Annotated in this window: 35 protein-coding genes; 18 read left to right on the top strand and 17 right to left on the bottom strand. The window is 66.9% G+C overall.

Going from position 1 to position 24,752, the window contains the following annotated elements; all coding sequences use genetic code 11:
* Nucleotide 1 precedes the first annotated feature (1 nt).
* From QRT08_RS09060 to QRT08_RS09050, 3 genes are read left to right on the top strand one after another with little or no spacing between them, the layout of a single operon-like run.
* Nucleotides 2-676, top strand: a complete 675-nt coding sequence (locus tag QRT08_RS09060; protein ID WP_286045611.1) for a 4Fe-4S dicluster domain-containing protein — start codon at nt 2-4, stop codon at nt 674-676.
* Entirely contained in the window at nt 673-1,119 is a 447-nt protein-coding gene (locus QRT08_RS09055) for a hypothetical protein (RefSeq protein ID WP_286045610.1), read from the top strand. Before QRT08_RS09060 ends, QRT08_RS09055 begins: the two co-directional genes overlap by 4 nt.
* Nucleotides 1,116-2,135: a cytochrome b/b6 domain-containing protein gene (locus tag QRT08_RS09050; protein WP_286045609.1), complete on the top strand. Its 1,020-nt coding sequence runs from the start codon at nt 1,116-1,118 to the stop codon at nt 2,133-2,135. The genes QRT08_RS09055 and QRT08_RS09050 overlap by 4 nt, the downstream gene beginning before the upstream one ends.
* A 222-nt stretch (nt 2,136-2,357) precedes the next feature.
* Here the strand turns inward: QRT08_RS09050 and QRT08_RS09045 are convergent, their stop codons facing one another.
* Together QRT08_RS09045 and QRT08_RS09040 are read right to left on the bottom strand one after the other, a co-directional pair.
* Entirely contained in the window at nt 2,358-2,786 is a 429-nt protein-coding gene (locus QRT08_RS09045; protein ID WP_286045608.1) for a DUF4112 domain-containing protein, read from the bottom strand.
* A 109-nt stretch (nt 2,787-2,895) separates the two neighbouring features.
* Nucleotides 2,896-3,294 (bottom strand): hypothetical protein, encoded by a 399-nt coding sequence (locus QRT08_RS09040; RefSeq protein WP_286045607.1) that lies wholly within the window; start codon nt 3,292-3,294, stop codon nt 2,896-2,898.
* Between the two features lie 108 nt (nt 3,295-3,402).
* Between QRT08_RS09040 and QRT08_RS09035 the strand changes: the two genes are divergently transcribed.
* Entirely contained in the window at nt 3,403-3,585 is a 183-nt protein-coding gene (locus QRT08_RS09035; RefSeq protein ID WP_286045606.1) for a hypothetical protein, read from the top strand.
* On the opposite strand, the gene QRT08_RS09030 is transcribed toward QRT08_RS09035, so the two are convergent.
* Nucleotides 3,551-4,861, bottom strand: coding sequence for an MBL fold metallo-hydrolase (locus tag QRT08_RS09030; RefSeq protein WP_286045605.1), 1,311 nt, complete (start codon nt 4,859-4,861; stop codon nt 3,551-3,553). The genes QRT08_RS09035 and QRT08_RS09030 overlap by 35 nt on opposite strands.
* Nucleotides 4,862-4,974: 113 nt before the next feature.
* Between QRT08_RS09030 and QRT08_RS09025 the strand changes: the two genes are divergently transcribed.
* Genes QRT08_RS09025 through QRT08_RS09005 form a run of 5 tightly spaced genes read left to right on the top strand, consistent with a single transcriptional unit; the run spans nt 4,975 to nt 7,594 of the window.
* Nucleotides 4,975-5,379, top strand: coding sequence for a 30S ribosomal protein S6e (locus QRT08_RS09025; RefSeq protein ID WP_286045604.1), 405 nt, complete (start codon nt 4,975-4,977; stop codon nt 5,377-5,379).
* A 10-nt stretch (nt 5,380-5,389) separates the two neighbouring features.
* Nucleotides 5,390-5,812: a DUF7112 family protein gene (locus QRT08_RS09020; protein WP_286045603.1), complete on the top strand. Its 423-nt coding sequence runs from the start codon at nt 5,390-5,392 to the stop codon at nt 5,810-5,812.
* Complete coding sequence (locus QRT08_RS09015) at nt 5,809-6,228, top strand: DUF5807 family protein (RefSeq protein ID WP_286045602.1); 420 nt, start codon at nt 5,809-5,811, stop codon at nt 6,226-6,228. Before QRT08_RS09020 ends, QRT08_RS09015 begins: the two co-directional genes overlap by 4 nt.
* A gap of 42 nt (nt 6,229-6,270) precedes the next feature.
* On the top strand, nt 6,271-6,966 hold the full coding sequence (locus QRT08_RS09010) for a Bax inhibitor 1 family protein (protein WP_286045601.1): 696 nt from the start codon (nt 6,271-6,273) through the stop codon (nt 6,964-6,966).
* 37 nt (nt 6,967-7,003) lie between these two features.
* Nucleotides 7,004-7,594: an arsinothricin resistance N-acetyltransferase ArsN1 family B gene (locus QRT08_RS09005; protein ID WP_286045599.1), complete on the top strand. Its 591-nt coding sequence runs from the start codon at nt 7,004-7,006 to the stop codon at nt 7,592-7,594.
* On the opposite strand, the gene QRT08_RS09000 is transcribed toward QRT08_RS09005, so the two are convergent.
* Together QRT08_RS09000 and QRT08_RS08995 are read right to left on the bottom strand one after the other, a co-directional pair.
* A complete protein-coding gene (locus QRT08_RS09000) occupies nt 7,577-8,686 on the bottom strand; it encodes a DHH family phosphoesterase (protein WP_286045598.1) in 1,110 nt (369 codons plus the stop codon). The genes QRT08_RS09005 and QRT08_RS09000 overlap by 18 nt on opposite strands.
* Nucleotides 8,687-8,730: 44 nt before the next feature.
* Nucleotides 8,731-9,177 (bottom strand): universal stress protein, encoded by a 447-nt coding sequence (locus QRT08_RS08995; RefSeq protein WP_286045597.1) that lies wholly within the window; start codon nt 9,175-9,177, stop codon nt 8,731-8,733.
* Nucleotides 9,178-9,256: 79 nt separating this feature from the next.
* Between QRT08_RS08995 and QRT08_RS08990 the strand changes: the two genes are divergently transcribed.
* Entirely contained in the window at nt 9,257-9,709 is a 453-nt protein-coding gene (locus QRT08_RS08990) for a universal stress protein (protein WP_286045596.1), read from the top strand.
* Here the strand turns inward: QRT08_RS08990 and QRT08_RS08985 are convergent.
* Both QRT08_RS08985 and QRT08_RS08980 read right to left on the bottom strand, forming a co-directional pair.
* The gene (locus QRT08_RS08985) at nt 9,706-10,290 is read right to left on the bottom strand and encodes a GNAT family N-acetyltransferase (RefSeq protein ID WP_286045595.1); all 585 of its coding nucleotides are present in this window, start codon (nt 10,288-10,290) and stop codon (nt 9,706-9,708) included. The genes QRT08_RS08990 and QRT08_RS08985 overlap by 4 nt on opposite strands.
* Nucleotides 10,291-10,659, bottom strand: coding sequence for a universal stress protein (locus QRT08_RS08980; RefSeq protein WP_286045594.1), 369 nt, complete (start codon nt 10,657-10,659; stop codon nt 10,291-10,293).
* A 75-nt stretch (nt 10,660-10,734) separates the two neighbouring features.
* Here QRT08_RS08980 and QRT08_RS08975 point away from each other — a divergent pair, with 75 nt between their 5' ends.
* A complete protein-coding gene (locus QRT08_RS08975) occupies nt 10,735-11,400 on the top strand; it encodes a DUF5806 family protein (RefSeq protein ID WP_286045593.1) in 666 nt (221 codons plus the stop codon).
* 2 nt (nt 11,401-11,402) lie between these two features.
* On the opposite strand, the gene QRT08_RS08970 is transcribed toward QRT08_RS08975, so the two are convergent.
* Genes QRT08_RS08970 through QRT08_RS08950 form a run of 5 tightly spaced genes read right to left on the bottom strand, consistent with a single transcriptional unit; the run spans nt 11,403 to nt 14,574 of the window.
* Nucleotides 11,403-11,795 carry a PIN domain-containing protein gene (locus tag QRT08_RS08970; protein ID WP_286045592.1) on the bottom strand — a complete coding sequence of 131 codons (393 nt, stop codon included), beginning with the start codon at nt 11,793-11,795 and terminating at the stop codon, nt 11,403-11,405.
* Nucleotides 11,792-12,025 (bottom strand): antitoxin VapB family protein, encoded by a 234-nt coding sequence (locus QRT08_RS08965; RefSeq protein WP_286045591.1) that lies wholly within the window; start codon nt 12,023-12,025, stop codon nt 11,792-11,794. The genes QRT08_RS08970 and QRT08_RS08965 overlap by 4 nt, the downstream gene beginning before the upstream one ends.
* Nucleotides 12,026-12,067: 42 nt before the next feature.
* Nucleotides 12,068-12,532, bottom strand: a complete 465-nt coding sequence (locus tag QRT08_RS08960) for a DUF7529 family protein (RefSeq protein WP_286045590.1) — start codon at nt 12,530-12,532, stop codon at nt 12,068-12,070.
* Nucleotides 12,533-12,570: 38 nt separating this feature from the next.
* Nucleotides 12,571-13,863: a dihydroorotase gene (locus QRT08_RS08955; RefSeq protein ID WP_286045589.1), complete on the bottom strand. Its 1,293-nt coding sequence runs from the start codon at nt 13,861-13,863 to the stop codon at nt 12,571-12,573.
* Between the two features lie 24 nt (nt 13,864-13,887).
* Complete coding sequence (locus QRT08_RS08950) at nt 13,888-14,574, bottom strand: lipoyl protein ligase domain-containing protein (protein ID WP_286045588.1); 687 nt, start codon at nt 14,572-14,574, stop codon at nt 13,888-13,890.
* 51 nt (nt 14,575-14,625) lie between these two features.
* On the opposite strand from QRT08_RS08950, the gene QRT08_RS08945 reads away from it, so the two are divergent.
* The 5 genes from QRT08_RS08945 (at nt 14,626) to QRT08_RS08925 (ending at nt 18,562) form a co-directional block, all read left to right on the top strand.
* On the top strand, nt 14,626-15,453 hold the full coding sequence (locus tag QRT08_RS08945) for a DUF8155 domain-containing protein (protein ID WP_286045587.1): 828 nt from the start codon (nt 14,626-14,628) through the stop codon (nt 15,451-15,453).
* Between the two features lie 104 nt (nt 15,454-15,557).
* Nucleotides 15,558-16,214 carry a helix-turn-helix domain-containing protein gene (locus tag QRT08_RS08940; protein ID WP_286045586.1) on the top strand — a complete coding sequence of 219 codons (657 nt, stop codon included), beginning with the start codon at nt 15,558-15,560 and terminating at the stop codon, nt 16,212-16,214.
* A 127-nt stretch (nt 16,215-16,341) separates the two neighbouring features.
* Nucleotides 16,342-17,094 carry a hypothetical protein gene (locus tag QRT08_RS08935; RefSeq protein WP_286045585.1) on the top strand — a complete coding sequence of 251 codons (753 nt, stop codon included), beginning with the start codon at nt 16,342-16,344 and terminating at the stop codon, nt 17,092-17,094.
* A gap of 95 nt (nt 17,095-17,189) precedes the next feature.
* Nucleotides 17,190-18,014, top strand: a complete 825-nt coding sequence (locus QRT08_RS08930; RefSeq protein ID WP_286045584.1) for a DUF8054 domain-containing protein — start codon at nt 17,190-17,192, stop codon at nt 18,012-18,014.
* An 86-nt stretch (nt 18,015-18,100) separates the two neighbouring features.
* The gene (locus QRT08_RS08925) at nt 18,101-18,562 is read left to right on the top strand and encodes a PaaI family thioesterase (protein WP_286045583.1); all 462 of its coding nucleotides are present in this window, start codon (nt 18,101-18,103) and stop codon (nt 18,560-18,562) included.
* A 6-nt stretch (nt 18,563-18,568) separates the two neighbouring features.
* Here the strand turns inward: QRT08_RS08925 and QRT08_RS08920 are convergent, their stop codons facing one another.
* The 3 genes from QRT08_RS08920 to QRT08_RS08910 are packed head-to-tail and all read right to left on the bottom strand — an operon-like array spanning nt 18,569 to nt 19,920.
* Entirely contained in the window at nt 18,569-18,898 is a 330-nt protein-coding gene (locus QRT08_RS08920; protein ID WP_286045582.1) for a rhodanese-like domain-containing protein, read from the bottom strand.
* 30 nt (nt 18,899-18,928) lie between these two features.
* The gene (locus QRT08_RS08915; RefSeq protein WP_286045581.1) at nt 18,929-19,348 is read right to left on the bottom strand and encodes a desampylase; all 420 of its coding nucleotides are present in this window, start codon (nt 19,346-19,348) and stop codon (nt 18,929-18,931) included.
* The gene (locus QRT08_RS08910; protein ID WP_286045580.1) at nt 19,345-19,920 is read right to left on the bottom strand and encodes a cysteine hydrolase family protein; all 576 of its coding nucleotides are present in this window, start codon (nt 19,918-19,920) and stop codon (nt 19,345-19,347) included. The genes QRT08_RS08915 and QRT08_RS08910 overlap by 4 nt, the downstream gene beginning before the upstream one ends.
* Nucleotides 19,921-20,000: 80 nt before the next feature.
* On the opposite strand from QRT08_RS08910, the gene QRT08_RS08905 reads away from it, so the two are divergent.
* The gene (locus tag QRT08_RS08905) at nt 20,001-21,554 is read left to right on the top strand and encodes an Hvo_1808 family surface protein (RefSeq protein ID WP_286045579.1); all 1,554 of its coding nucleotides are present in this window, start codon (nt 20,001-20,003) and stop codon (nt 21,552-21,554) included.
* A gap of 93 nt (nt 21,555-21,647) precedes the next feature.
* On the opposite strand, the gene QRT08_RS08900 is transcribed toward QRT08_RS08905, so the two are convergent.
* A complete protein-coding gene (locus QRT08_RS08900) occupies nt 21,648-22,688 on the bottom strand; it encodes a hypothetical protein (protein ID WP_286045578.1) in 1,041 nt (346 codons plus the stop codon).
* A 266-nt stretch (nt 22,689-22,954) separates the two neighbouring features.
* On the opposite strand from QRT08_RS08900, the gene QRT08_RS08895 reads away from it, so the two are divergent.
* Nucleotides 22,955-24,094 carry a nicotinate phosphoribosyltransferase gene (locus QRT08_RS08895; RefSeq protein ID WP_286045577.1) on the top strand — a complete coding sequence of 380 codons (1,140 nt, stop codon included), beginning with the start codon at nt 22,955-22,957 and terminating at the stop codon, nt 24,092-24,094.
* Here QRT08_RS08895 and QRT08_RS08890 read toward each other — a convergent pair.
* The gene (locus QRT08_RS08890) at nt 24,089-24,700 is read right to left on the bottom strand and encodes a TIGR00296 family protein (RefSeq protein WP_286045576.1); all 612 of its coding nucleotides are present in this window, start codon (nt 24,698-24,700) and stop codon (nt 24,089-24,091) included. The genes QRT08_RS08895 and QRT08_RS08890 overlap by 6 nt on opposite strands.
* Nucleotides 24,701-24,752 lie beyond the last annotated feature (52 nt).

The following is a 24,752-nucleotide window of genomic DNA, read 5'->3' as shown; positions in this document are numbered from 1 at the left end:
AATGTCAGCGAACGAATCGACGCGTGAGCGACTCAGTCAGGGCGTCATGAGCATCGGGGACGGGATGCGGATCTTCCCCGACGTCGAGGCGTGTATCGACTGTGGGGGCTGCGTGGTCGCCTGCAAGCGCACCTGGGACATTCCGGTCGACGACCAGCGCATCGACATCACGACGATGCTCGAGGGCGTCGAGGGCGAGAGCGGGTTCAACGGCCGACAGGTCAGCGCGATCGAGGAGGGGATGAACCCCGGCGAGACGAGCCTCCCGATGCAGTGTTACCACTGTGAGAACGCGCCCTGCGTGTCGGTCTGTCCGACCAACGCCCTCCAGAAGAAGGACAACGGCTTCGTCGAGGTCGTCGACGACCTCTGTATCGGCTGTCAGTACTGCCTGTCGGCCTGTCCGTTCGGCGCGCCGCAGTTCCCCGAGAGCAACGACGGGCTGAGCGCGGTCGTCGGCTCGGGCGGGGTCATGGACAAGTGTACCGGCTGTGAGGAGCGCCAGGACGTCGGGCAGGGGCCCGCGTGTGCCGAGGAGTGTGCGACCGACGCCATCCTCGTGGGTTCCTCCGGCGAGATCGCGGACGAGTTGGAGAAACGCGACAGCGGGGCGTTCTTCAACGACACCGCTCTGGAGATAATCTTCGGCGACGACGCGGGGATGTTCGACCGATGAGCGACGATTCCCAGCCGTCGGCCGAGCGGACCGACCGGTCGGGCCACGACGAGGGGGCGAGCGGGAACCGCGGGCTCTCGGATCGGGCCGCGTTCTGGACCAGTGCCGTCCTCGCGCTGGCGCTGGCGGCCGGGTCGGTCTGGCTGATCGGCGTCCGGGCGGTCCAGTTCGAGGCGCTCCAGCGCGTGCGCCCGACCGTCGAGGGCGGCGGCGTCGGCACGGGGTGGATCCAGGGCAACACGATGCCGGCCTTGGACTGGCTGATCACGCTCGTCCACTTCGCGGACGTGATCATGGGCGTGTTCATCCTCGTGATGGTGTTCGTCCACTGGATCACGTTTCGCCGCCTCGCCGCTCGGATGCGCCCGCCCGACGCCCCCCGCCGGAACGGCGAGGCCGTCGCGACCGACGGGAGCGGAAACGCCGGAGGTGACGCCGAATGACCACCCTCGACCACGGGAAGTTCTCCCGCGTGACGACGATGTTCCACTCGCTTCTGGCGCTGACGGTGTTCATGCTGTTTTTCACGGGCTACGCCGTCGCGTTCAACAACGAGCTGTGGTGGCTCGTCGAACTCATGGGCGGCAATACGGGCGTGCTCGCGGTCCACCGGGTCGCGGGCTTCGCGCTGATCTTCCTGACCGCCTTCTGGGTGCTCTACATGCTCCTTCGCCTGGGCGGTTCGGCCGGCCTCACCGATGTGTTACCGACGCCCGGCGACGTCGCCGCGTTCGTCCAGGACCTGAAGTTCGCCGCCGGCATGGCCGAGGAGCGCCACCCCAACGCCCGGCAGTTCGCCGGCTACTCGGCCGACGAGATCCCGCTGCTCTCGTACGTGGGCAAGGGCGTCATCGCCATCTTCACCGTCGAGTTGATCCTGCTGATGGTCTCGGGACTCCTGATCTGGCAGAAGACGGTGCTGATCGACTTCTACAACTCCCAGTCGGTCGTGATCGCCTTCGTCGGCTTCCACGGCCTGCTGGGCGTCATCATGATGATGGGGGTGATGTTCCACACGTTCGAACACACCGCCCATCCGGCGTTCTACCCCGTCGAGATGAAGGCGTTCCTCCCGAAGTCCGACACCCCCGAGTTCCACGGCGAGGCCGATGCCGACTCGGCCACGGGCATCGAGCGCCTCCGTCTCAAGCCGAGTTGGGGCTGGGTGACGAACGTGCTGGGCGTGCTCACGGTCATCGGGATCGTCAGCGTGCTGATCACGAGCATGGACTACGGCGGCTACCCGATCAGCGAGACGCTCGTCTTCGGCGAGGGCAGCCTCCTCCGGACGGTCGGCATCAACATCGGCGTTCTCGTCCTCTTCATCGGGCTGTTCCTCTCGATGTACGGCAACGTCCTCCGGGCGCGCTACATGCGCCAGCGCCGCCAGAAGGCCCGGACGACCGCGACGGACGGCGGTGAGCGATCCAACGGATCGCGATCCTCGTCGGATCGGTGATCCGGCGGCGGTGAGCGCGAGCAAAGCGAGCGCGAATCCCGTCGGGCCGCGGAGCGGCCCGATGTCGGTGAGAGAACCGTCGATTCCCGAACCTCGGAGGACGAGTAGCGCGAGCCGTCCGTATTCGTCGGTTTTCCCGAGCGTCGTAGCCACTCCGGAGGAGGCGTTTCGTCCCTGATGGCCCGGTACGGACCGGACAGCGATGCGGGAGCGGGTCCGTCGTCAGGCGCCGAGTTCCCGCTTGAGCAGCGAGACGTTCCACTTGTTCGCCTTCCAGACCGCGTCGAACAGCGTCCCGAGCACCGGGATCGAGCCGATGACGGCGTCCGCGGCGACCAGCCCGATCATGACCGCGAGCGTCGACTTCGAGACGCCGACGCGGGCGGCCTCCCCGATGATGTACAGCGAGATCACCGTCCCGATGGCGTCCCCGCCGACGGGAACGATCCCGAGGAGGGGATCGAGACCGACGCGGTAGTTCGTTCCCGGTATCGTGACCGCCTCGTCGAGCAGGTCGCCTACCCACTCGATGCGTTCGAGCGTCGCCTCGACGTCGCCCGACAGGGGGAGCTCCTCGAGGTTCCACTCGAACTGCCCGTTGTCGTTCCAATCCGATCCATCGTCGTTCGGCCCGCCACCCTCGTCTTCCATGCCCGCCCTATATGCGGCGCGGATAAAGGCCCTCGCCCCGCAGCAGCAAGCCGATCTCCGAACCCCCTCGACCCCGGTCACGGCCACGCGAAACGACGCGGCCGTTTCCCTACCCGACCAGTTCGGTCGACTCCTCGGAGAGGTCGACCATCACGTCGTTTCTCGTCCGGCCGTCGATCTGATCCAGATTGCGGGTCAGGACCTCGAGGACGTCCTTCGGTTCGGGGTATACCAACATATTGCCCTCGCCGTCCTCCATCACCAACTGGGTGTCCGCGAGGTTCACCCGGTTGCCCTCGATGCTGGCGACGATGGTCGGAAGGGCCTCCGCGCCGCCGGTATCGCCTTCCTCGACCATCGTGATGTAGAGGCTCTCGAGGCCGATGAGGTCCTTGTACTCGCGGACCTGTTTGGCACACTCGACCATGTCCCGCGTGACGGCCGTCTTCGACGGGTTGCCGTGCTCGCCGTCGAAGCAGTGTTTGCACACCCGCAGTTCCATTCGCATGGCCCGGGCTACTCGGTGAGGAGCCATTACGGTGTCGACGACGCTCGACCGACGCGGCCGAGCGTGGCCTCCCAAAGCGCTTAGTGGGGTCGCTCCGATGGCGCAGGTATGGCAGGACTGCTCAACCTCGTCTACGTCGCGCTGGTCCTCCTGGTGACCGTCGGGGGACTGCTCGCGCTCGCCGTTACGACCCGCGACATCCGCGGGGAGAGCGGGTTCGCCCTCGACCTCGCCTCGGCGCTCGTCATCGGCGCCTTCATCGTCGTGCTCGCGTGGACGACGGTACTCTGATCGTCTCGCCCACCTCTGGCGCGCTCGCGTCGTAGCCCGCCTCGCGGAGTTCGGCGGCGAACCCCCCACAGCGGTCGCCGTGGTTCACCAGTATCGGGGTGTCCTCGTACCCCGACAGGAACTCCAACAGTCCCTCGCGGTCGGCGTGTGCCGAGAAGTCGTAGGACTCGACACGTGCGGCGACGGGCATCACCCGTCCATCGATCTCCGCGCTCCCCGTTTCGAGCAGTTCGCGCCCCGGGGTGCCCTCGACCTGATAGCCGGTCATGGTGATCTTGTTGGCGGGATTTCTTCGGATCTCGGGGATGTACGTCATCGCCGGGCCGCCCGAGAGCATCCCGCTGGTGGTGACGACCGCCGCGTTCTGCTCTGCGATGCGCTTTCGCTGGCCGTCCCGACCGGTGACGAACCGCGCGTGGGACGTCGCCCGCCGAAGCGCCTCCGGATCGCGGACGAACTCGGGATACCTCCGAAGCATCCTCGTCACCCCCTTGCCCATCCCGTCGACGTAACACGGGATGTCGTGTTCCTCACAGACGAGCAACATCTCCTGTGTTCGCCCGATGGCGAACGCCGGGATCACTACCGTGCCGCCCTCCCAGAGCGTCGTCCTCACGCTCCGTACGAACCGCTGTTCGACCTCGGCGCGGGGGTCGTGGGTCACGTCCGAGTAGGTGCTCTCGCAGATCACGACGTCCGCGTCGGGGCGGGCGGTCGTCTCCGAGACGAGCCGTTGATCGTCGGTGTGGAAGTCACCCGTGTAGAGCAGGCGGGTTTCGCCGTCGTCGCCGGACTGCGTCCGGCCGCTGGCGGGACTCCGTCCCGCTTCGGTGACGAGGACGTGCGCGCTTCCGGGGATGTGGCCCGCGTTAGAGAACGTGACCTCGAAGCCGGCGGCCTCGAAGGGCTCTCGATACCCGTGGGTTCGTGAGACCTGCGTGAGGCGTGCGAGTTCGGTTTCGGTGAAGGGACACCGGTAGCTTCCCCCGTGGAGTTTCAGCGTATCGCGCGCGAGCGTCATCGCGAGCTCTTCTGTAGGACCAGTCCAGTGAACCGGTGGACGCGCCTCCCCCGAGAGCAACGCGGGCACCGCCCCGGCGTGGTCGAGGTGGCCGTGGGAGACCACGACCGCGTCGGGATCGCAGTCGAGCGGCAGGCGCGGGGGGTTGTCGGTGCTCATCCCGAAGTCAATGAGGAGGGTGTCGTCGTCGACGCCACTGACGAGGATCGCGCTGCGACCGATCTCCCCGGCCCCGCCGAGGAACTCGACGTCCATTACCTCCTCTCTGGGAGTCGGGCGGTTTGGTCCCGTCGATACGTCCGAACGCCGGTCGATTGGGTCGGTCCCGGTTCAACACCCTTTTTACCCGCGCCCGTCTGATTTCGGGCATGGCAGACTTCAAGGTCGTCGTCTCGGACCCCGAAACGGGTGCGACCTACCAGCGCGACGTGGATGGGCAGGACGCGAACCGGTTCCTCGGCATCGACCTCGGCGAGGAGGTCGACGGGGGCGCCGTCGGCCTCTCGGGCTACTCGCTCGAACTCACCGGCGGCTCGGACAACGCGGGCCGACCCCTCCGCTCGGACGTTGCGGGGCCGAACCTCAAGCAGGTGCTCCTGACCGGCGGGACGGGCTACAAGCCCAAACGCGACGGCGAGCGAAAGCGCGTTACCGTCCGCGGCCGGGAGATCAGCGAGGAGGTCGTCCAGATCAACGCCAAGATCAGCGCCTACGGCGACGAGAGCGTCGAGGACCTCTTCAGCGAGGGCGACGAGGACGCCGACGACGAGTAATCCCCTTCTCATGGACCGCATCTCGAGCGAGAACCCGGCAGTCGAGACGCTCCGCGCGCGCGTCGCCCGCCACGGCGCGCGCCGAAAGCGGATCGACCTCCCGGAGGACTCGCTGCCCGACGGCGAGGTCGTTCGACTCGTCATCGACGGCACCACGTATCACGCGCGAATCGAGGGCGGGTTCGCCGACGGCCCGCACGTAAGCGGCGCGTACGAGACGCCCGAGATGGCCCGCGAGGGCTCGGGACCGAACCGCCTCCAGACGTGGCTCGAGGAGGTAGAGCGCCCGGTCGGCGGCTCGGTGCTGCTGGACGTGATCGAACCCGACTTCGCCTACGGGCTTCGCGAGCCCGGCGAGGAGGCGGTCTACGAGGCCGTCGAGAAGCCCAATGAGAGCCTCGCCGAGATCGCCCGGAACCTGGAGGACTCGTGAGCCGCCGCGAGGGGTTCCTGGCGGGCGAGCGTCCCGAGGACGTCGCGATCTACCTCGCGGAGGACGTCGTCGACGACCTCGGCAAACTCGACGACTACGGCGAGGAAGTAGGGGAGGGGATCGTGCTGGTCGTCCCCGGCGAGAGCGGGCGCAACGCCTTCTCGAAAGTCGCCGGGCAGGACGCGATGGCGTTCGCCAAGGAGGCGATGGACGAGGAGGGCGAGATCGACGCCGACCTCGCCGGGGGGACTTGTCCCGCCTGCGGCGCCGACGATCTCGACTACGTCTTCGCGTTCGCCGAGGAGCGAAACGAGGAGGTCGGCGGCATCTACGCCGAGGGCGACGTGATCCACGCCTACGCCCGGTGTGGCTGTTCGGGCGCCTTCTCGGACCGCTGGGTCGCCGGCGAGCGCTGAGACCGTCGAGAAGCCTATTCGGCTCCGGCGGCTAGTTCGGCCATGTCCTACGAGACCGGCGGCGAGACGCGCCGCGGTCTGCTCCTCTCGGCCCGCGAGTGGAAGGCCGTGTTCGTCGCGACCGCGCTGGTGGTGCTGAACGTCGTATTGATGGCCGTTCTCGCGACCACGCCGCTCGCGGCGATCAACGCGGCGCTCTTTGCCGCGCCGATCCTCGGCGTGCTCGTCTACGGCGCGGCGCTGTTCGTCGGCCAGTGGGTCGCCGAACGCGGCGTCACGAACGGCAACGGCCCGCTGGCGTTCGTCGGGGTGGTGATCTTACAGGGCGCCTTCGGCACCTTCGGCGCGGGCGTCCTCTCGTTTGTGCCGCCCGACCTTCGAGTGCCTGCGCTTGCGATCACCGCCGCCGTCACCGGCGCCCTCACCTTCCTCGTCGCACTCTATGTCCACGCTCGCTCGAAGTCCTTCGCCCGCTGGTCGACGTTTTCTACTGTTTCGTTCCTGCTCGGGATCGTGGCCATCGCCGTCGGCACGTTCGTCGCACCCGTGCTGTTGCTCGCGGGGTTCGTTCTGGTCTTCGCGGGCTTTCTCTTCCGACTCGGCTGGGAGATCTGGCGCGTACGCGAACGCCGGGACCTCTCTACCATTCTCGCCGGGGTTGGGATCTACATCGCCGTGATGGGCGTGTTCGTCCACGTCCTCCAGATCATTCTTCGAATCCTCGCCCGCCGCGAGTGAGCGCGAGGTTTTTCGTCCGCCGTTTCGAGGGACGGGTATGACGCCGACGCTTCGGCCCGCGACCCCCGACGACGCGCCCGCGGTCCGCCGGATCTACGCCCCGTTCGTCGAGGACACGGCGATCTCCTTCGAGACCCGCCCGCCGACGAGAGCGGAGGTCGAATCCCGGATCGCGACGACGACCGAACGCCACCCGTGGCTCGTCTGCGCGCTCGACGAAATCGTCGGTTACGCCTACGCCACCTCCCACCGAGAGCGCGAGGCCTACCGCTGGTCGGTCGACGTCTCGGTCTACGTCGACCCCGCCCACCACCGCCGCGGAATCGCCCGCGCGCTCTACGCCGCGCTGTTCGCGTTGCTGAAAAAACAGGGCCTGTTCAACGCCTACGCGGGGATCGCGCTGCCGAACCCCGCGAGCATCGGCTTCCACGAGTCGATGGGGTTCGAGCCGGTCGGCACGTATCACGCCGTCGGCCACAAGGACGGGGAGTGGCACGACGTCCGGTGGTACGAACGCGCGCTCGACGAGCGACCGGCGGATCCCGAGGTGCCGATCGCGTTCCCCGATCTCGAGGCCCCGACCATCGAGCGCGCGCTCGACGCCGGCGCGTCACTCCTCGAGGACTGATTCGTCCCCTTCGGTCCCGGCGTCTTCCTCCTCGGCGAGCGTCCGAAAGGCGTCGAGGATCACCTGTTTGGTCGTCGCGCCGCGACTCGTCCAGTGGTGCGCGTAATCGAGCATGTCGTCGTAGATGTCGGGCTTACAGCCCGCCGCCTTGGGGTGGCCGCCGCCGTTTACCTGCCCGGCGACCTCGTGACACCGCTCGAAGTTCTCCGTACCGCGAATGGAGGCCGACCCGGCGGGCTTGACGATCACCGAGGCGTCCGCGCCCTGCTCGCGCATGGCTTCGGCGACCTCGTTCTGGGAGCATCGCCCGTAGGTGACGCCCACGTTCCACGGGCCGATCTCCTTGGTCTCGCCGCGTTTGACCGCCAACTCGATCAGCGCCTCCTTCTCGACGCGCCTCTCCGCGAGGAACTCCTGTACCTCCGTGGGCAGGTCCGCGCCGTGTTCGGCGACGGTTTCTACATAGTCTTCGGGTTCGGACCAGTACGAGAAGTCCGCGAGATCGTCGCTTCGGGGGTCCTCGCGGATCCAGAGGTCGTGATCGCGCGTCACGGCGGCGAGTTCGACGAGGTGGCGCGGGATCTCGGCGTCGAGCGCCCTGATCGCCACGTCCGCGGTACACTCCTCGTCTGAGTCGCCGACGACGAGGTCCGCGCCGGCCTCGCGGACGCTCGCGGCCACGTCGTCGTCCCACTGGTGGTGGTCGAACCAGCGGGTCTCGCTCGCGGTCTCGACCGCGGCGTCGAGTTCCGACTCGACGTACTCGTACCTGTCCGGACAGAGGTCACAGACGAACAGTCGGAGGCCGTCCTCGCCGTACTCCGCCACCCGTTCGAGGGAGTCCTCGATCTCGTGGGGGCCGGTCGGGAGCAGCGCGGCCGTACCGTACACTTCCCGGAGGATCGCGACGCAGGCCAGGCCGTCGGCGTCGGGATCGGCGATCACCGCGCAATCGACGCCTGCGAGCGCCTCCTCCGCGGCGGCGTCCTCGGCGGCCTCCTCGAACTCGTCGGGGTAGAAGAAGCCCGCGCCCGGCAACACGGATTTCCGGGACAGCGGGAGGGTTTCGTCGTCGATGAGGGTCTCGTCCATACGACGACGAGCGCGCGCGAGGGGAAAGGGTCCCCGGTTCCGCCTCAGGCGTCGGCCCCGGTCGCGCCGTCTTCGAGTTGGCGGACGGTCAGTACGGGCACGGGGCAGGTTCGGACGACGCCCTCGGCGACGCTCCCGAGGAGCAGGCGGTTCTCGCCGTGGCGCCCCCGAGTGCCGGTGGCGACGGCGTCGACGTCGTGTTCGCGCGCGTACGCACAGATCTCGCCGACGGGCCGGCCCTCGCGGACGCTCGTTATCACCTCGCCGCCGGCGGCCTCGCGGACGCCCTCCAGCGCGCGCTCGCCCTGTTTTTCGAGGGCGTCGTGCAGGTCCTCCCTGAGCCCTTCCGGCGAGGCGTCGACCTCGGCGGAGTCGACGACGTACAGCGCGTGGACGGTCGCCCCGAAGCGCGCGGCGAAATCGAGCGCTACGTCGACCGCTCGCTGGCCGCTCTCGGAGCCGTCGGTGGCGATGACGACGCTATCGAACATGGCGGCGATACTGTCCCCGCGAGAATAAAACCATCCGTTGAGAGGTGGGTTTTTGACGCGGGGTGACACAGGGATACCTATGAGCGAGCCACTCACCGTCGAGACCGTCCTCGTCCCGGTCGACGGCAGCGACGAGTCGGTCACCGCGATCGAGTACGCCGTCGCGATCGCCGAGCAGTACGGCGCGTCGATCCACGTCGTCTACGTGCTGGGCGAGGAGATCGTCCGCGGGATCGAGACGGACACCCTCGACCGCGAGGCGGTCGCCAGCGAGGCCGAGTCGTTCGTCGAGACCGCGACGGGGATCGCCGACGAGGCGGGCGTGACGGTCACGAGTTCGACCGCCTACGGCTTCTCGACCACGCAGAAGATCCGCCACCCCGGCAGCGCCGTCCTCGACTGTGCCGACGAGGTCGACGCCGACTTCCTCGTCATCCCCCGCGAACCCTCGACCGACGGCCCCGGTGACGTCCTCGAACGCGCCGCCGAGTACGTCCTGCTCTACGCGAGCCAGCCGGTCCTCTCGACCTAGTTCAGCCGGAGCGTCATCTCGAGTTCGAAGCTCTCGACGCTGCTGGCCTCGAATCCGACCGCCTCGTAGAGGTTGACCGCCGGGTGGTTCCAGCGCTCGACGGTGAGCCAGACCTTCTCGACGCCCTCCTGAGCGCCGTAGCCCAACAGCGCCCGGATGAGCCGCGAGCCGATGCCCGCGCCCTGGTAGTCCTGGTGGACGAAGATCGCGAGTTCGACCGCGTCGTCGCCGTCGGGGACGAGCGTCGCGTGGCCGACGACCCGCTCGGCGTCGGTATCACCGGACGTATCCGCTTCCGGTTGATCTCCGGGTGCGTCGCTCCCGGAGATATCGACCGCGACCACGTCCTGGCCCTCCTCTAAGATCACGTCGAGCCAACTGCGAACGCGCTCCTCGCGGGCCGGCGGGATCCCCTGTGCGCGATCCGCGGGGTCGAACGTGTCGTACATCTTACACAGCGCCTCGAAGTCGGCCTCGTCGTAGACGCGGATCTCTATCGGGCGACCCTCGCGGTCCTCGAACTCGATTGGGGGTGCCTCGAACGGGCCCGCGGCCTCCTCGGGGTAGTCGTAGTCGGCCATCTATCTCACGAGGGTGACGCTGGTTTCGGCGTTCAACACGACGAACTCCGCGACCTGTCCCACCCTGATCTTTCCCATCGGGCTTCGTTGACCGCCGCCGAGAACGATCTGGTCGTAGCCCTCGCCGTCGCCGATCTCGACGAGCATCGCGCCGGGGTCGCCCTCGACGTGGCGCACGTCGGCCTCGAGGTCGTACTCGGCGAGGGTTTTGTCGACCTTCGACTCGATCTCGTCGGGCGTCATCTCCGAGTCGGGGTTCTCGAGGATCGCCACCGTGAGCGAGTCACCCGCGTTGGCGGCGCGCTCCGCAGTTCGCGAGAGCGCCCGCCAGGAGTCGTCGCTCCCGCCGATTCCCAGCAACAGTTTCATGGGCGGCACTTCGGCGCCTCCTCGCAAAAGCCTACCGGGCGATACGCTTTTTCCCCCGGATCCGAAAGCCACCCCATGCCCGATCCCTCGCCCTCCGATCCCGAGACGACCGACGACGAGCCTCGCGACGCCGGAGCGAACGCCGACGGGCCCGGCGGCAGCCCGGGTTCCGACCCGGCCGCGAGCGCGGACGAGGAGGCGCCCGAGATCCCGGCAGACGTCCGCCGGTACGCCCGCTTTACGAAGATGGACGGGGCGGCATACGACCGGGTCAACGGCTTCCTGCGGGACCGGACCTACATCACCGCCCGCGAGTGGGCCATCGCCCGCCTGTGTGCGGACTTCCGGACCGAGACCGGCGTCGAGATGACCAAGATCGGCGAGAACCTCCCCGAACTCGTCCCGTTCATGACCGACACCTACTCGCCCCAGGCCGTGAACCAGGCCCGCGCCTCGTTCGAGGAGAAGGTCACGAAATCCGGCGCGACGTTCCTCTACGGGGCGATGTCGGGCTTCTTCACCGCCGAGGAACTCGACGACCTGATGTACGAGGTCACGGAGGTCGCCAAATTCCTGCTGGAGGTCGAGGGAGCGGACCTCGCCGCGAACGAGGAACTCGACGTCGAGGACCGCATCTCGGAGGTGATGCGCGACGTGCGGCGCTCCAGCGAGCGCTTTCGTGCAGAGGAGACCGGCCACGACCACGAGGTCTGCCCGCACTGCGGGGAGGAACTGGAATAGAATCAATACGTTTTGACGACGAGTTCCGGTATTCGCTCGAAATCGCTCGTGTTCCGGGTGAGCACCGGCTCGTCGAAAACTAGGCCGGTCGCACCGATGGCGGCATCCCCCTTTCCGAGCGTCAGATCCTCGGTTCGCAACCGACCGATGATCCGTCCGGCCCGCATTGCGATCGTCTCGTTCATCTCGACTTTCGGCAGCGAGTCGACGACGCGCCGGACCTGTCGCTCTTCCTCGCTCGTCTCCGCAACCTTCTCGACGCCGATGTAGAGTTCCAGCAGGACCATCGCTGGCACTCTCAAGACAATCCCCCCCTCTTCGATCGTTCGTGCCTTTTCGATCGCACCCGGGTCCCCGTCGATCAGGTCGATGACGAACGCGGTATCGAGGATCATTCGAACCGCGAGGCGATCTCCTCTACCTCCTCGCGATCGCGCTCATCGCTTTCCTCGACCGCCTCGCGTAGCTCCTCGACTTGTTCGTCCGAGAAGGCGCCGACGAGATCGAGCAACGACGGCCCACCGACCAGCCGGTCGATCGCCTCCGAGAACGTCTCGTCCTCGCGCTTGTGTGCGCTGATCCGCTCGTAGACGTCCTCCCGGAGCCGGACGGTTCTCGTTCCCATGTGTGTACGGACGTATACGATCGGCTTCAGCGTTTCGGGCCTTCAGGGGCGGAATATCGCGGGATCGTCGTGGCTGAAGACGACGGTCTCGCCGTTCAGCTTTCGGAGGTAGGTGTTCAACTCCCCTTCCTCCCGTGCTCGCTCGAACACCCCTTCGCTTTCCGCTCGGCCGTAGTACGCCGGGAAGACCACCACCTTTTCGGCGTCGGGGTCGCGCATGACCACGACCAGCAGGACGACCTCACCCTCCTCCCGACAGTAGACCTCCGAGCGCGGGAATTCGACTCCGTCCGCTACCCACTCGGCGAGGGGGTCGTACTGGTTTCCGGGGACCAGCACGTCGAGCCCGCAGCGATCGCGCTCGGAAACCGGTGTGACGGTTCCGGACTGAACGACGAGCGTCTCCCAGCCCTCGTCCTCGAACTCAGCCGCGAGCGCCCGGCTTTCCTCCAGTAGCGTCTCCCAGTGCGCGCCTGCGACCCGCGTCGCCCGGTCGGCCCCTCTCATTGCCCGAACGCGGGCGTGCGAGCGGGAAAAGCGGTTCGCTATCCTCTGACGTTCCTCCCGACGGCCTCGCCGAACTCCCCGTCTCCGTCTCCGCGCTCGTACACCACCGTCCCGCGGACCAGCGTCAGTTCGGGAAAGACCCCCTCGAACCCCTCGAACGGCGTCCACCCCGCCTTCGAGTGGAGGTCCTTCCCACGGATCGTCACGATCCGGCCGGGGTCGTAGAGCGCCAGGTCCGCGTCCATCCCTTCCCTGACTTCCCCTTTCCGCGGCAGGTCGAAGACCCGCGCGGGGTTCGTCGCCGTGAGGTCACGGACGCGCTCGCGGGCCAGTTCGCCGCGTTCGGCCGCCGCGAGCAGGAGCGGAACCATCGTCTCGACGCCGGGCACGCCGCTGGGGGCCTCCCGCACCCCCGCATCCTTCTCCTCGCGCGTGTGGGGCGCGTGATCCGTCGCGACGATGTCGACGGTGCCGTCCCGGACCCGCTCCGCCACCGCCGCCCTCCGTTCCTCGCTCCTGAGCGGCGGATTCATCCGTCCGAACGTACCGAGATGGCCGAGGTCGTCGCGCGAGAGGAACAGGTGGTGGGGACAGACCTCGCAGGTCGCGCCCGCGTCGGCGGCGATATCGATCCCCTCGGGCGTGGAGGTGTGGGCGACGTGGATCTCGGCGTCGCTCTGAGTGCCGACCTCGCAGGCGCGCTCTATGGCCGCGGCTTCGGCCTCGGCGGTCCGGTAGGCGCTCCAGGCGTCGGCGTCCGCCTCGCGGCCGACCCCCTCGCCCGCGTCGTCGAGCGCGTCCTCGTCGAACAGCGTGGCGTCCTCGGCGTGGACGGTCACGACCACGTCCTCTCTCGTGGCTCGCTCGACCGCCTCCTCGAACAGTTCAGTACTGATCCCCATCCCGCCCGTCGAGTCCGCGAGGAAGACCTCCCCCAGGGCGAACAGCGGGCGCTCGAACAGTTCGTCGGGCTTCCATCCCTCCACTACGCCGCCGTTGATCCCGTAGTCGACGAGCGATTTTCGAGCTAGTTCGGCCTTCTCGTCGAACCCCGTCCCGTCGATCGTCGTCGGGTCGGTGTTGGGCTGGTCGGCGACGGTGGTGACCCCGCCCGCGGCGGCGCTCCTCGAACCCGTCTCCCACGTCTCCTTGTGGGGGAAGCCGGGTTCGCGGAAGTGGACGTGGGCGTCGATCGCGCCCGGCATGAGGAGTTTGCCGGCCGCATCCACGTCGGGATCACCCCCCAGGGAACCGACGGCGGCGATCCGTTCGCCCTCGACCCGCACGTCGACCGTCCGCCCGTCCGCGAGCGTGGCGTTCGCGATGAGCATACTCCCCCTCTCGCCCGCCACGGCCTACGGCTTTCGGTCGACCCGCTCGATCTCCGTCCGGGCGTCGCCGACCAGTTCCCCCTCGATCGCGCGGGCGACCGGTTCGGGATCGCTCTGCCCGCCCGCGCGGGCGACGCTACCCACCGAACGGGGATCGAAGGGAATCGAAAGGGCATCGTAGACGGGTCCGAGAACGCCCGCGATCGTCCCGTGATCGGCGACGACGACGATCCCGGAGACGAGCGCGGCTCTACTGGTAACGCGCTGGGCGATCCCGACGACCTTTCCGTCGCTCGACAGCGAGTGTGTCCCCGGACAGAAACTGTCGGGGGGCTCCCCGGGTGTGACGTCGACCCCGATGTCGGAAAGCGCCCGCCGAACCCGCTCGCTCGCCCCGTCGTACCGGGCGTTCAGCCCCTCTCGGGGGTCCTCGATGGGAATCGCGTGGGCGAACGCGAGCGTCCGCCCGGTGTAGGCGACCGCCCGCCCGCCGACGCTTCGCTCGACTGGCGGAAACCCCCGCTCCGCGGCGACCCGGCGCGCCCTTCGGTAGCCCGCCTCGTTCGAATCCCGCCGGCCAAACGCGAGTTGTCTGTGGGGGGTCCAGACCCGAACCGCGGGTTCGCGCTCCTCGCCCGCCGTATCGAGCATCCCCGCCGTCACCTGCCGGTCGGCCTCGATCGACGCCGCCCGCCCCCGGAGCACGCGCATGGGGCGGGTTGGAGCCGACGAGGCTAAACCCCCGCGCCCGAACCCCCGGTCATGGCCGTCACCCTTCCCGGAGCGCTCCTCGCGCGCTACCCCCGGTTTTCCCTCTATAACTCGCCGTACCCCGCCCACGACCGGGGCCGCGCGATCGACCTCTATCCGAGCGAGGGCGCGCCGAGTCCCGTCGCGGGCGAGGTCCTCGACGTCCGGACCGTGCGCGCGCCGCCGAAACCCTACTCGCCCGAACACGACCACCTGATTCTGGTGGACTGCGGGGAGTACGTCGCCCGGATCCTCCACGTCGATCCCGCCGTCTCGCCGGGCGACGACGTCGAAATCGGCGATCCGCTCGGGACCACGATCAGGGCGGGCTTTTTCGCGCCGTGGGTCGACGACCACATCCACCTGGGATTCCGCGCGCCCGACGCGAACCCGTATCGGGCCTCCGGATCGGCTCCCGTCGAACTCGACTGCGACGTGACACCGGTCGCGTGGGACGGCACCGGGCGCGTCAACGCGGTCGGCGAGACGTTCGTCGTCCTCGACTCGCCCGCCCACCCCGAACCCGGCGAGCGCTTCGCGGGGATCGCCGACGACACGGGCGGGACGGCGCTCGACGGCGGCCTCCCCCACTACGCGGGGGGCGGGGCGTTCGCGGGGGCGTCGGGACCGCTCTCGGTGCTGGGCGAGCGCGTCGGCACCGCGACGGGGCACGACGTCGAGTGGGACCCCATCGAGGTGTGTGCGAACGGCGAACCGATCACGGGGATCTCGCTTTTCGCCGGGCGCGAGACGCTGGGCGCGAAGCTCGTCCGTCCGGGCCACGACTTCGCGATCGGCGAGCGGATCGAGGTCTCCATCCGTCCCGTCGACGCCGAGTGACTCGGATGAGCGCGGCCATCGCCCCGTGACGGTTGCATCCTCCGCGCCCCGGTCGACTCCCACCGACCGAGTTATGTGGCGGTATGCGGTTACGTACCGTGATAATGGTCGTCATCGTTCGTTTTTACGTTCCGGCGGACGCGTTCGAACTCGGGGGGATGATACCGACGGGGGAGGGGACGACCGTCGAACTCGAATCGCTGGTCCCCAGCGGTGGCCGGGCGGTTTCGCTCCTCTGGGTGGTCACGCCCGACCGCGCACGGTTTATCGCCGCCGTCCGGGACTACCCGGGGGTGACGGCGGTCGCGGAAGTGGAGTCGTTCGAGGATCGCTCCCTGATCGCGCTCGAGTGGGACATCGAGTCCGACCGCCTGTTCCGTGGGATCGCCGCGGCCAACGCGCACGTCCTGCGTGCGGTGGGGGCAGACGGATCGTGGCTGTTCTCCGTTCGGTTCCCCACCCGGGAGTACCTCGCGGGGTTCCGACGCCACTGCGAGGGGGAGGGAATCGACTTCGAGGTGGAGACGGTGTTCTCCGCGACCCGGCCCGATGTCGGGTCCGGATACGGCGTGACCGCCCGTCAGCGCGAGGCGCTCTTGCTCGCGGTCGAACGGGGCTACTACGCCATCCCGCGCGAGACCGGTACCGCCGACCTCGCCGTCCGGTTGGGGATCTCGAAACAGTCGGTGACCGAGCGACTCCGCCGGGGGACCGCGAACCTCGTCAGGAACACGCTCGGCGGGTCCGAGTACGACCGCTGACATGAGTCAACCCTGACCCGTCAGGTCCTATGGCTATGACGTTACCCCGCGTCCTCCCTACTGGAAGCGATACGAGGGGGCTACCGGGGGGTAGCAGCAATCGGATCGGCTTCGAGAGGCACAACTCATGAAACAGTATCAACTATCCGAGGAGCACGGCAACCTGGCGGACTTCGGGATCACCCGCCGGAACGTCCTGAAGGCGGTCGGTGTGACGGCGGTCGCGGGCGGCGCGTTCGCCGGGTCGGCGGCGGCCTACCACAACGAACAGAACCCGTGTCCCGAGTACGTAGAGATCATGGAGGCGAATCCGGGGTGTACCGACTACAACCACATCGACGTGGAAGACGGGACGCTGTCGATCGACGAGGACGGTGTGAGCCTCTCGCTCGATCCCGACGACCCGTCGGCCGTCCTCATCAGCGGGGACGGCGTCAGGGCGATCGCCCTCAAGTCGGCTCGGAACTGCTACGTCTTCGAGAACCCCGGCGACCGGGTCAGCACGGAGAGCGGACAGGACGTCAGCCACGTTCACGTCCTCATCTGTGAGGCGGAACCGGGCTGTGAGTGCCCCGAGGGGCTCGACGGCGTCAAGTTCGAGTTCGAGGACGGCGCGTTCCTCGCCGAGGACGGGTCGACCCCCGAGGAGTACGGACTGACCCTGGAGGTCGTGGGCGACCCCACCGACCCCAAGGAGGTCCGCGTCCTGAGCACGCAGGAGGACTGCGAGTTCGACCTCGTGGCAAGCGTCAAGGCGGGCAACGCCGACGAGAAGCAGGACGTCACCACCGGCGGCTCGATCTACGGGATCGAGATCACGAATCCCCGGGGCAAGTCGGTCGTCAACGCGATCAGCCACGTCACTTTCGAGTGCAAATGACGACGCGCTGACTCGCGTGACTTCCGATTTCGAGACGACGGGCGCGCTGCGGGACGGTAGCTCTACCGTTCTCGGTATTTTCGAAGACAGATCCAATGACCCATTTCACCACACACATCGACCCGATCCGAAAGCCCGAGTACACCGGGGAGAACCGCTGTACCCTCTGTACCGTCGCGAACGTCCTCATGGCTGTCGCCGCGAGCGCCCTCCTCGCCCTCGCCTCGCCGCTGCTCGGGGTCGGTACGCTCCCGGTGTTCCTCGGGCTGATCTACGCTCGGGGCTACCTGGTTCCGGAGACGCCCCGCCTCACGAAGCGGTACTTCCCCGACTGGCTGCTCCAACGGTTCGAAAAGGGCACGACGTCGATAGCGGACGACGGAGCGGTGGTGCCGGGCGTTTCGATCGATCCCGAGGTCGTACTGCTTGCAGCCGATGCGATAGAGGAGTGCGAGTCGGGCGACGATCACCGTTTGACCGACGGGTTCCGCGCGGCGTGGCTCCGCCGAATCGAGCGCCTCCGCGGGACGGCAGACTCGCCGCGGGAGCTAGCGCGATCGTTCGTGAGTCCGTCCGAAGAGCCCACCGTGATCCGATACGGCGACGCGTTCACCGTGGCGGTCGACGGAGAGCGAGTCGGCCGGTGGGAGTCGCTCGCCGTCGCCCTCGCAGACGCAGCGGCGGCCGCCGAACTCCACGAGCGGTCCGAGGGGTGGCGGACGATGTCCGCTCCAGAGCGGAGTACCGTCCTTCGGGGCCTGCGCGTCTTCCTCGACCGCTGTCCGGCCTGCGACGGGCCGATAACGGCGAGCAAGCGAACCGTCGAGTCGTGCTGTCGTTCCCGGACGGTCCTCGGGGTGGGGTGTTCGGGCTGCGACGTCCGGCTCCTCGAGTTCGATCCGACCACGGTCAGGTCGTAGCCGTCCTTTTCTCGCCATCCGGCGACCCGGTAGCCGGCCGCCGCCCGGACCGGTGCGTACAAACCGCCGCCCGTCCACGTTCGATCATGGCGGATCAGTTCCCCGTCGACGACGGCTCGTTCCTCCAGGCGTACATCGACGACCACCACGACTTCCTCTCGTGGCTCGGTACCCGCGTCGCCTCGCTCGAACGGGGCCGGATCGTCATGTCGGTCCCCTACGACGACAAGCTCACCAACACCCACCCTGGCGGGAGCGAGGGTCGCCCGGAGATCCACGGCGGGGTCGCCGCGACCCTGATCGACACCGCGGGCGGGCTGGCGCTTCGAACCACCCTCGACGAGCCCTTCGAGGGCGGCGTGGCGACGATCAACCTCAACGTCAACTACCTCCAGCGCGCCACGAACGACCTCACCGCCACCGCCGAGGTCGTCCGCGCCGGTGGGTCCGTGGGCGTCAGCGAGATCACGGTCGAGAGCGAGACCGAAGAGGGCACGCGGCCGGTGGCCACCGGACAGGGTGCCTACCGGCTGTTTCGCGGCGACTGAACCCTCTCAGGCCTCGCTCTCGCCGCTCTCGAGGTCGTACTCCCAGGCGTCGTAGCCCCCTTCCATGCTCGCGACCCGCTCGGCGTCCTCGACGCCCTCGTAGCTCCCGATGAGTTTCGCGGCCTGCACGGAGCTCTTGCCGATCGGGCAGGCGACGACGACCTCCCCGTCCCAGTCGTGCTGGTCGATCTCGCTCGGGAGTCGGTTCATCGGGACGTTGATCGCGCCGGGGATGTGCCCCCGCTCGAACTCGCGTTCGGGTCGGATGTCGACGACGCGAACCTCCTCGTTCTCAACCTTCTCCTTTACCTCCTCGGGGGTGAGTTCCTCGACCATGGATGTCCTCCGGGATCGAGCCCCGTTAGGCTATCGCTCCCGTGGGATCACACGGACGGTCTCGCCCTCGAACCCGGCCTCGCCGTTCCAGCGCCACGCGCCGACGAACGGCTCGCCGTCGAGCGCGACGATCACGTAGCTCTTTCCCGGCCACGCCGCCCGCTCGGCGTCGGTCTCGCTCGGCCCGGTCGGCCCCGCCGGGTGCGAGTGATAGAACCCCACGAGGTCCTCTCCTTCTTCGATCCTTTCGATCAGTTCGATCGCCTCCGCGGGGTCGATGGCGTAGCGCGTTTCGGGATCCTCGGCGGCGTTCTCCGCCCGACGAACCGTCCGCACGCGAGAGCGCCCCCCGCCGCACTCGCCGCCGAGAACGCCACAGACCTCGTTGGGGGCCCCCTCGCGGGCGTGTCGGACGACCGCGTCGTAGGCGTCGCGCTCGAACTCGATCACGCCTCGAACTCGATCCCCCCTCTCGTCGTCGCCTCGCCGAACAGCCATTCCGAGTGCTCGACGGCGTACTCCAGATGGCCCTCCTCGATGTAGCCCAGCGCGTCCTCGATCACGACGGGCCGGAAGTCCCGCAGGCCGGCGCTGGCGGCGGTGTGGAACACGCAGACGTTGGCGAGGGTGCCACAGATGAGCAGGTCGTCGATCCCGCGGGCGCGCAGCCATCCCTCCAACTCGGTGTTGTAGAACGCGTCGTAGGTGTGTTTCTCGACGACGTGGTCCTCCTCCTCGGGGGCCAGTTCCTCGACGATCTCCGCCCCCCACGAGCCCTCGACGACGTGTTCGCCCCAGCGCTCGAACTCGTCGTAGTAGTGGGCGTCCTCGAACTGCTCGGGCGGGTGGACGTCCCGCGTGTAGACGATCCGCGCGCCGGCCTCGCGTGCGGTCTCGATGGTCTCGCCGACGGGCTCGATCACGTCCGCGCTCGCGGGCGCGTGGAGGCTCCCCTCCGGGTGACAGAAGCCGTTCTGCATGTCGACGACGACCAGCGCCGTCGTCTCCGGGTCGAAGCGCATACCCGTAGTTTGGCCTCCGAATACAATAACCCTGCACGTCGGCGGGTCGTTTTTTACCCCGGTCGCGCCTACCGTGGACCATGCGTCGTCTCGCGGTGTTCTCGCTCGTCGTGCTGGTCGTCCTCTCCGGGGTCGGACCGGCCGCGATCGGCCCCAGTACGCCCGTCGAGGCGCAGACACAGCCCGAGTCGGGGGCCGACTGGCGACAGTACGACGCCGACGAGGAACTCGACGTCGACGCCTCGGACGGGCTGGACGAGGCGGAACTCGAGGCGGTCGTCTCGCGGGCGATGGTCCGCGTCGAGGAGGTGCGGGGGGTCGAGTTCGATGAGCGCCCGCCGGTCCGCGTCGTCACGCGCGAGGAGTTCCGCTCCGAGCGGGCCGATCGCGGCGGTCCGGGCGAGGAGGCCGCGGCCTTCCGGAACGGCAAGTACCAGGCGCTGTTCCTGGTCGGCGACGACGAGGACGCGACCGCGGTTCAGGCGGAGAACATGGACGCCGCGGTCGCCGGCTTCTACGAACCCGCGACGGGCGAGATCGTCGTCGTCTCGAACGAGGCCGAACCCCGGCTGAACGAGCTCACCCTCGCACACGAACTCGTCCACGCCTATCAGGACCAGCGCTGGGGGCTCGCGAACTACGACGCCCGAACGCAGGACGGCTCCGGGGGACAACTCGGGCTGATCGAGGGCGACGCCGTCTACGTCGAGACGCGCTACGAGGAGCGCTGTGGGACCGACTGGGAGTGCGTCACCCCCGGCGGGAACTCCAACGAGGACCCCGGCGAGCAGGGGCCAGGACGACCCGCGAACTTTGGCGTCCTGATCCTCGACTTCCTGCCCTACGACGCCGGCCCCGCGTTCGTCGAGGCGGTCCACGGGGCGGGCGGCTGGGAGGCCGTCGACGCCGTGTACGACGACCCGCCCCGGAGCACCGAACAGGTCGTCGTCCCCGAGCGCTACCCGGACGACGACCCCCGCGAGGTGTCCATCGAGGACTCCCAGTCCGAGGGTTGGGAGCGCCTCGACCCCGAGGGCGGGCCGGATCACGACCGGCTGGGAATGGGCGCGATCACGACGATGTTCGTCAACCCGCTGTACGACAGCAACGGCCGGGAGTGGGTGGTCCCCGCCGACGACTGGTTCGCCTACGAGGGCGACGAGCCGCCTCCCTACGGTATGTTCGACTACGGGAGCGAGTACGCCGCCGGCTGGGACGGCGACCGACTGCACGTCTACGAGAACGGCGACGAACTGGGCTACGTCTGGAAGCTGGCGTACGAGTCGCCCGCCGACGCCGAGACCTTCGCGGGCGGCTTCGACGACCTCCTCGCCTACTGGGGGGCCGAACGCGTCGAGAGCGACACCTACGTCATCGAGGAGGGCGGCTACGACGGGGCGTACCACGTGAGCGTGGAGAACGACACGGTGACGATCACCCACGCGCCCGACGTCGCCGCCCTCACCGCGGTCTCCGCGGACGCCCGGCCCGGAACGACCGAGGGCGCCCCCGGAAACGATGGGAGCGCGGACGGGGGATCGGGCGAGGACGCGGAGGACCTGCCCGGCCTCGGGATCGCCGTGGCGCTCGCGGCGCTCGTCGCGGCGGCGTACCTGCTGGTTCGGCGGCGCTAACCACGTGATCACAACACATAATTTGTACTAAATGTGTAGCATTTATTGATATTTGTAGACATATCTACGATTCATGTCTGAATTCTAATGAATCTACTTTACTTTCATCCGGTCTATGCAATGTAAAATACCACCTACAGACTCCTTTTGTACATTTCTTAGAGCAGTATCTGCTGTCCTCATGAAGTCTCTCCACACGACATCATCTTCATTGAAGATAGGATAATCACGAATATCGTGTATTGATTCTTTTATCTCATATTCCACTCCACCATAGGTGTTTGATCTAGAACTATTTGATTTAGTGGAAAAATATTCTTCCGCCTCGCGCTTTTCTATTTCCTCACACTTCTCTCGTGCGTTTTGAAGGGCCATCCTCGCATAACCAAAATCCAAGCGTACATCAAGGCCTACGGGAAGATCATCGTCTAATGCCCAATTTATCGCTGTTTCAAGATCTGAAACTCCTACCGTGAAAGAAAAGTCATCTAGTTCACTATAAGAAGGGAATGGCCCATTATAGGTATAGAATGTCGATGGAACTCTCCTAATAAATACGTCAATATCAGTATTGTTGTATCTGAAATGTGATTTCAGTTCATTACTGTACACTATTGGAGACTCTCGATATCCTTCAGCGAAGGAATACCTAGCGCCAATAACGTACAATAACATTGTCCTATATGGATCCGGCCCAGGCTCGTCCAATATCCGTATTATGTTATTCTCAAGAACAGAAACATAGTCGTTTATTCGGCCCACTTGCTCTTTGAGAATTTCTTCATTTGACTTTCCTATAGAATACTTACTGTTCTGACGTTTATTCATCTCAGAAATAGCGCTATCTGACTGAGAATCTATATCTATGTATTTGTTGTTATCTTCCCATTCTATGTTTTCTTCGTCAGATTCATTTTCTGTACTCACGTTCTCCTTGCTGATAGTCGAATTGTCAACATCTCTATCAGTCACCAATTTCATCCCTAATCCAAATCTAATTGCTACAGATATTGAGACAGTTGGCCAATATGGAAATCCAAAAATTCCTGATATTGTGTTTCCAATAGCACCCCCAATTATTACAAATAACATCGTAGATATTGAGTATTTAACAAGATTGCTAATCTCAATCATTTATGTCATAGATCTTGTTCGTGGCTTATAAATTCATGCTGATCTGGAAAATACGAACATAGTGTTTTAGCCGTAGAGGACATAAGGGAGTGCCGCAGTGTCTCTAGGGATAAATACGAGGTATATAACCTCAGATAATACTATGTGAGTTTCCTTGTACACTTGTTAGAAGCACCTCCTGAGAAAGAAAACAGGTTGCCCCAACGAGTGCCACGGATTCCCGAGAACCACGTGGTTTTTTCGAGGTCGCCCCCCGAATCCGGCACATGGACAACCCCTTCGAGACGCTCTCGCCGGAGGCGATCCGCGAGGGCACCGCGACCGACGCCTACTTCCTGCGGACCGAGACGACGCTCGAGTATGCGGATAAAAACCCCCGCGTCGTCGCGGAGGTGACCGCAGACCAGTTTCCCACGGGGACCTTCGAGGCGTTCGGCGGCGTGAAGGACGTCGCCCACCTGCTGTCGGGGCGTGACCTCACGGTCCACGCGCTCCGCGAGGGACGGCTGTTCGACGGCGGGCCGGTCGTGCGGATCGAGGGGCCCTACCTGGAGTTCGCGCGCTTCGAGACCTCCATCCTCGGGTTCCTCTCGCAGGCCAGCGCCTTCCTCAGCGCGGCGCTGGACGTCCGGCGGGCGGCCCCCGACTCGCAGGTACTCTCCTTCGGCGCGCGCCACCTCCACCCGATGCTCGCGCCGACCGTTGAGCGGGCGGCGCTGGTCGCCGGCCTCGACGGCTTCTCCCACGTGGCCGCCGGCGAGGTTCTGGGGAGAGAGGCCGGCGGGACGATGCCCCACGCGCTGCTGCTCTGTTACGGCCGGGGCAATCAGGGCGACGCCTTCAGGGCGTTCGACGAGGCGGTCCCCGACGCGGTCCCCCGGATCGCGCTCTGTGACACCTTCTCCGACGAGATCGAGGAGGTGCTCGGCGCGATCGAGGCGCTCGGCGACGACCTCGACAGCGTGCGCATCGACACCACCGGCTCCCGGCGCGGCGATTTCGAGCACATTCTCAAGGAGCTTCGCTGGCACCTCGACTCGCGGGGCTACGACGACGTGGGGATCTTCGCCTCGGGCGGCCTCGGTCCCGCTGACCTGCGCGAACTCCGGGACGTCGCCGAGGGGTTCGGCGTCGGCGGCGCGATCACGAGCGCCGACCCCGTCGACTTCGCGCTCGACATCGTCGAGATCGAGGGCGAGGCGATCTCGAAGCGGGGAAAGCTCCCCGGCGTCAAGGAGGTCTACAGGACGGCCGAGGGCGGCCACCACGTCGCCCTCGCGGATCGGGAGGGTGCGGACGGGGAGGCGCTGTTGGAACCGCTGATCGCCGAGGGCGAGATCGTCCGCGAGTTCGACATCGGCGCGGCGGAAGAACGGCTGCGAGAGGACGCTGCGGACGTGTTATAGGTTCGAGAGGTGCTCGACCGAGCCGTTGGGTTCGCGCTCGCGGAACACCTCGCCGCCGAAGAGGACGACCATCGCGTCGTCGTCCCGCCAGGCGGTCGGCGCCAACCCGGCCTTCCGGCAGGTGCGATCGAGGTACTCGTTGGCGCTCCAGTCGTTCTCGACGGGGATCGTCGGATAGAGCCAGCCGCCCCGGTTGCCGGCGTCGATCGCGACCCCGTGCCGGCCGAGTTCGAGGTCGGCGAGCGGGTCGTCGGTGAGGAGGACCTCGCGGACGATGCAGGCCGAGACCGCCACGCTGCCGAGTTCGGCGGCGTTGAGTTCCGACCCACACGAGTCCTCGCTGGCGGCGGCGATCGCGGAATCGACGATGACGTGGCCCAACTGATCGCTCGACTGATACGACCCGGCACAGCCCCGCAGGCTACCCCGCCCGCGGGTCGATTCGATGCGCACCAGCGCCCCGGTCCGCTGGTAGAACGCCTCGCGCATGCTGCCCGGCTGTTCGCGCTGGCCGTGACGGACGTAGGACTCGATCGCTTCGCGCGCCAGCTCGACGGCTCGAAGGCCGTCCTCGTAACTGAGGCGTACGGTCTGGGCCTCGGACATATCCCGTATGTGGGGTGTGTCCGCCTTCAAGCCTTCTGTTTGGGACAGAGCG

It is taken from the genome of Halalkalicoccus sp. NIPERK01 (assembly GCF_030287405.1).
Taxonomy (GTDB): Archaea; Halobacteriota; Halobacteria; order Halobacteriales; family Halalkalicoccaceae; genus Halalkalicoccus.
This window is presented reverse-complemented; position numbering and strand designations above follow the sequence as displayed.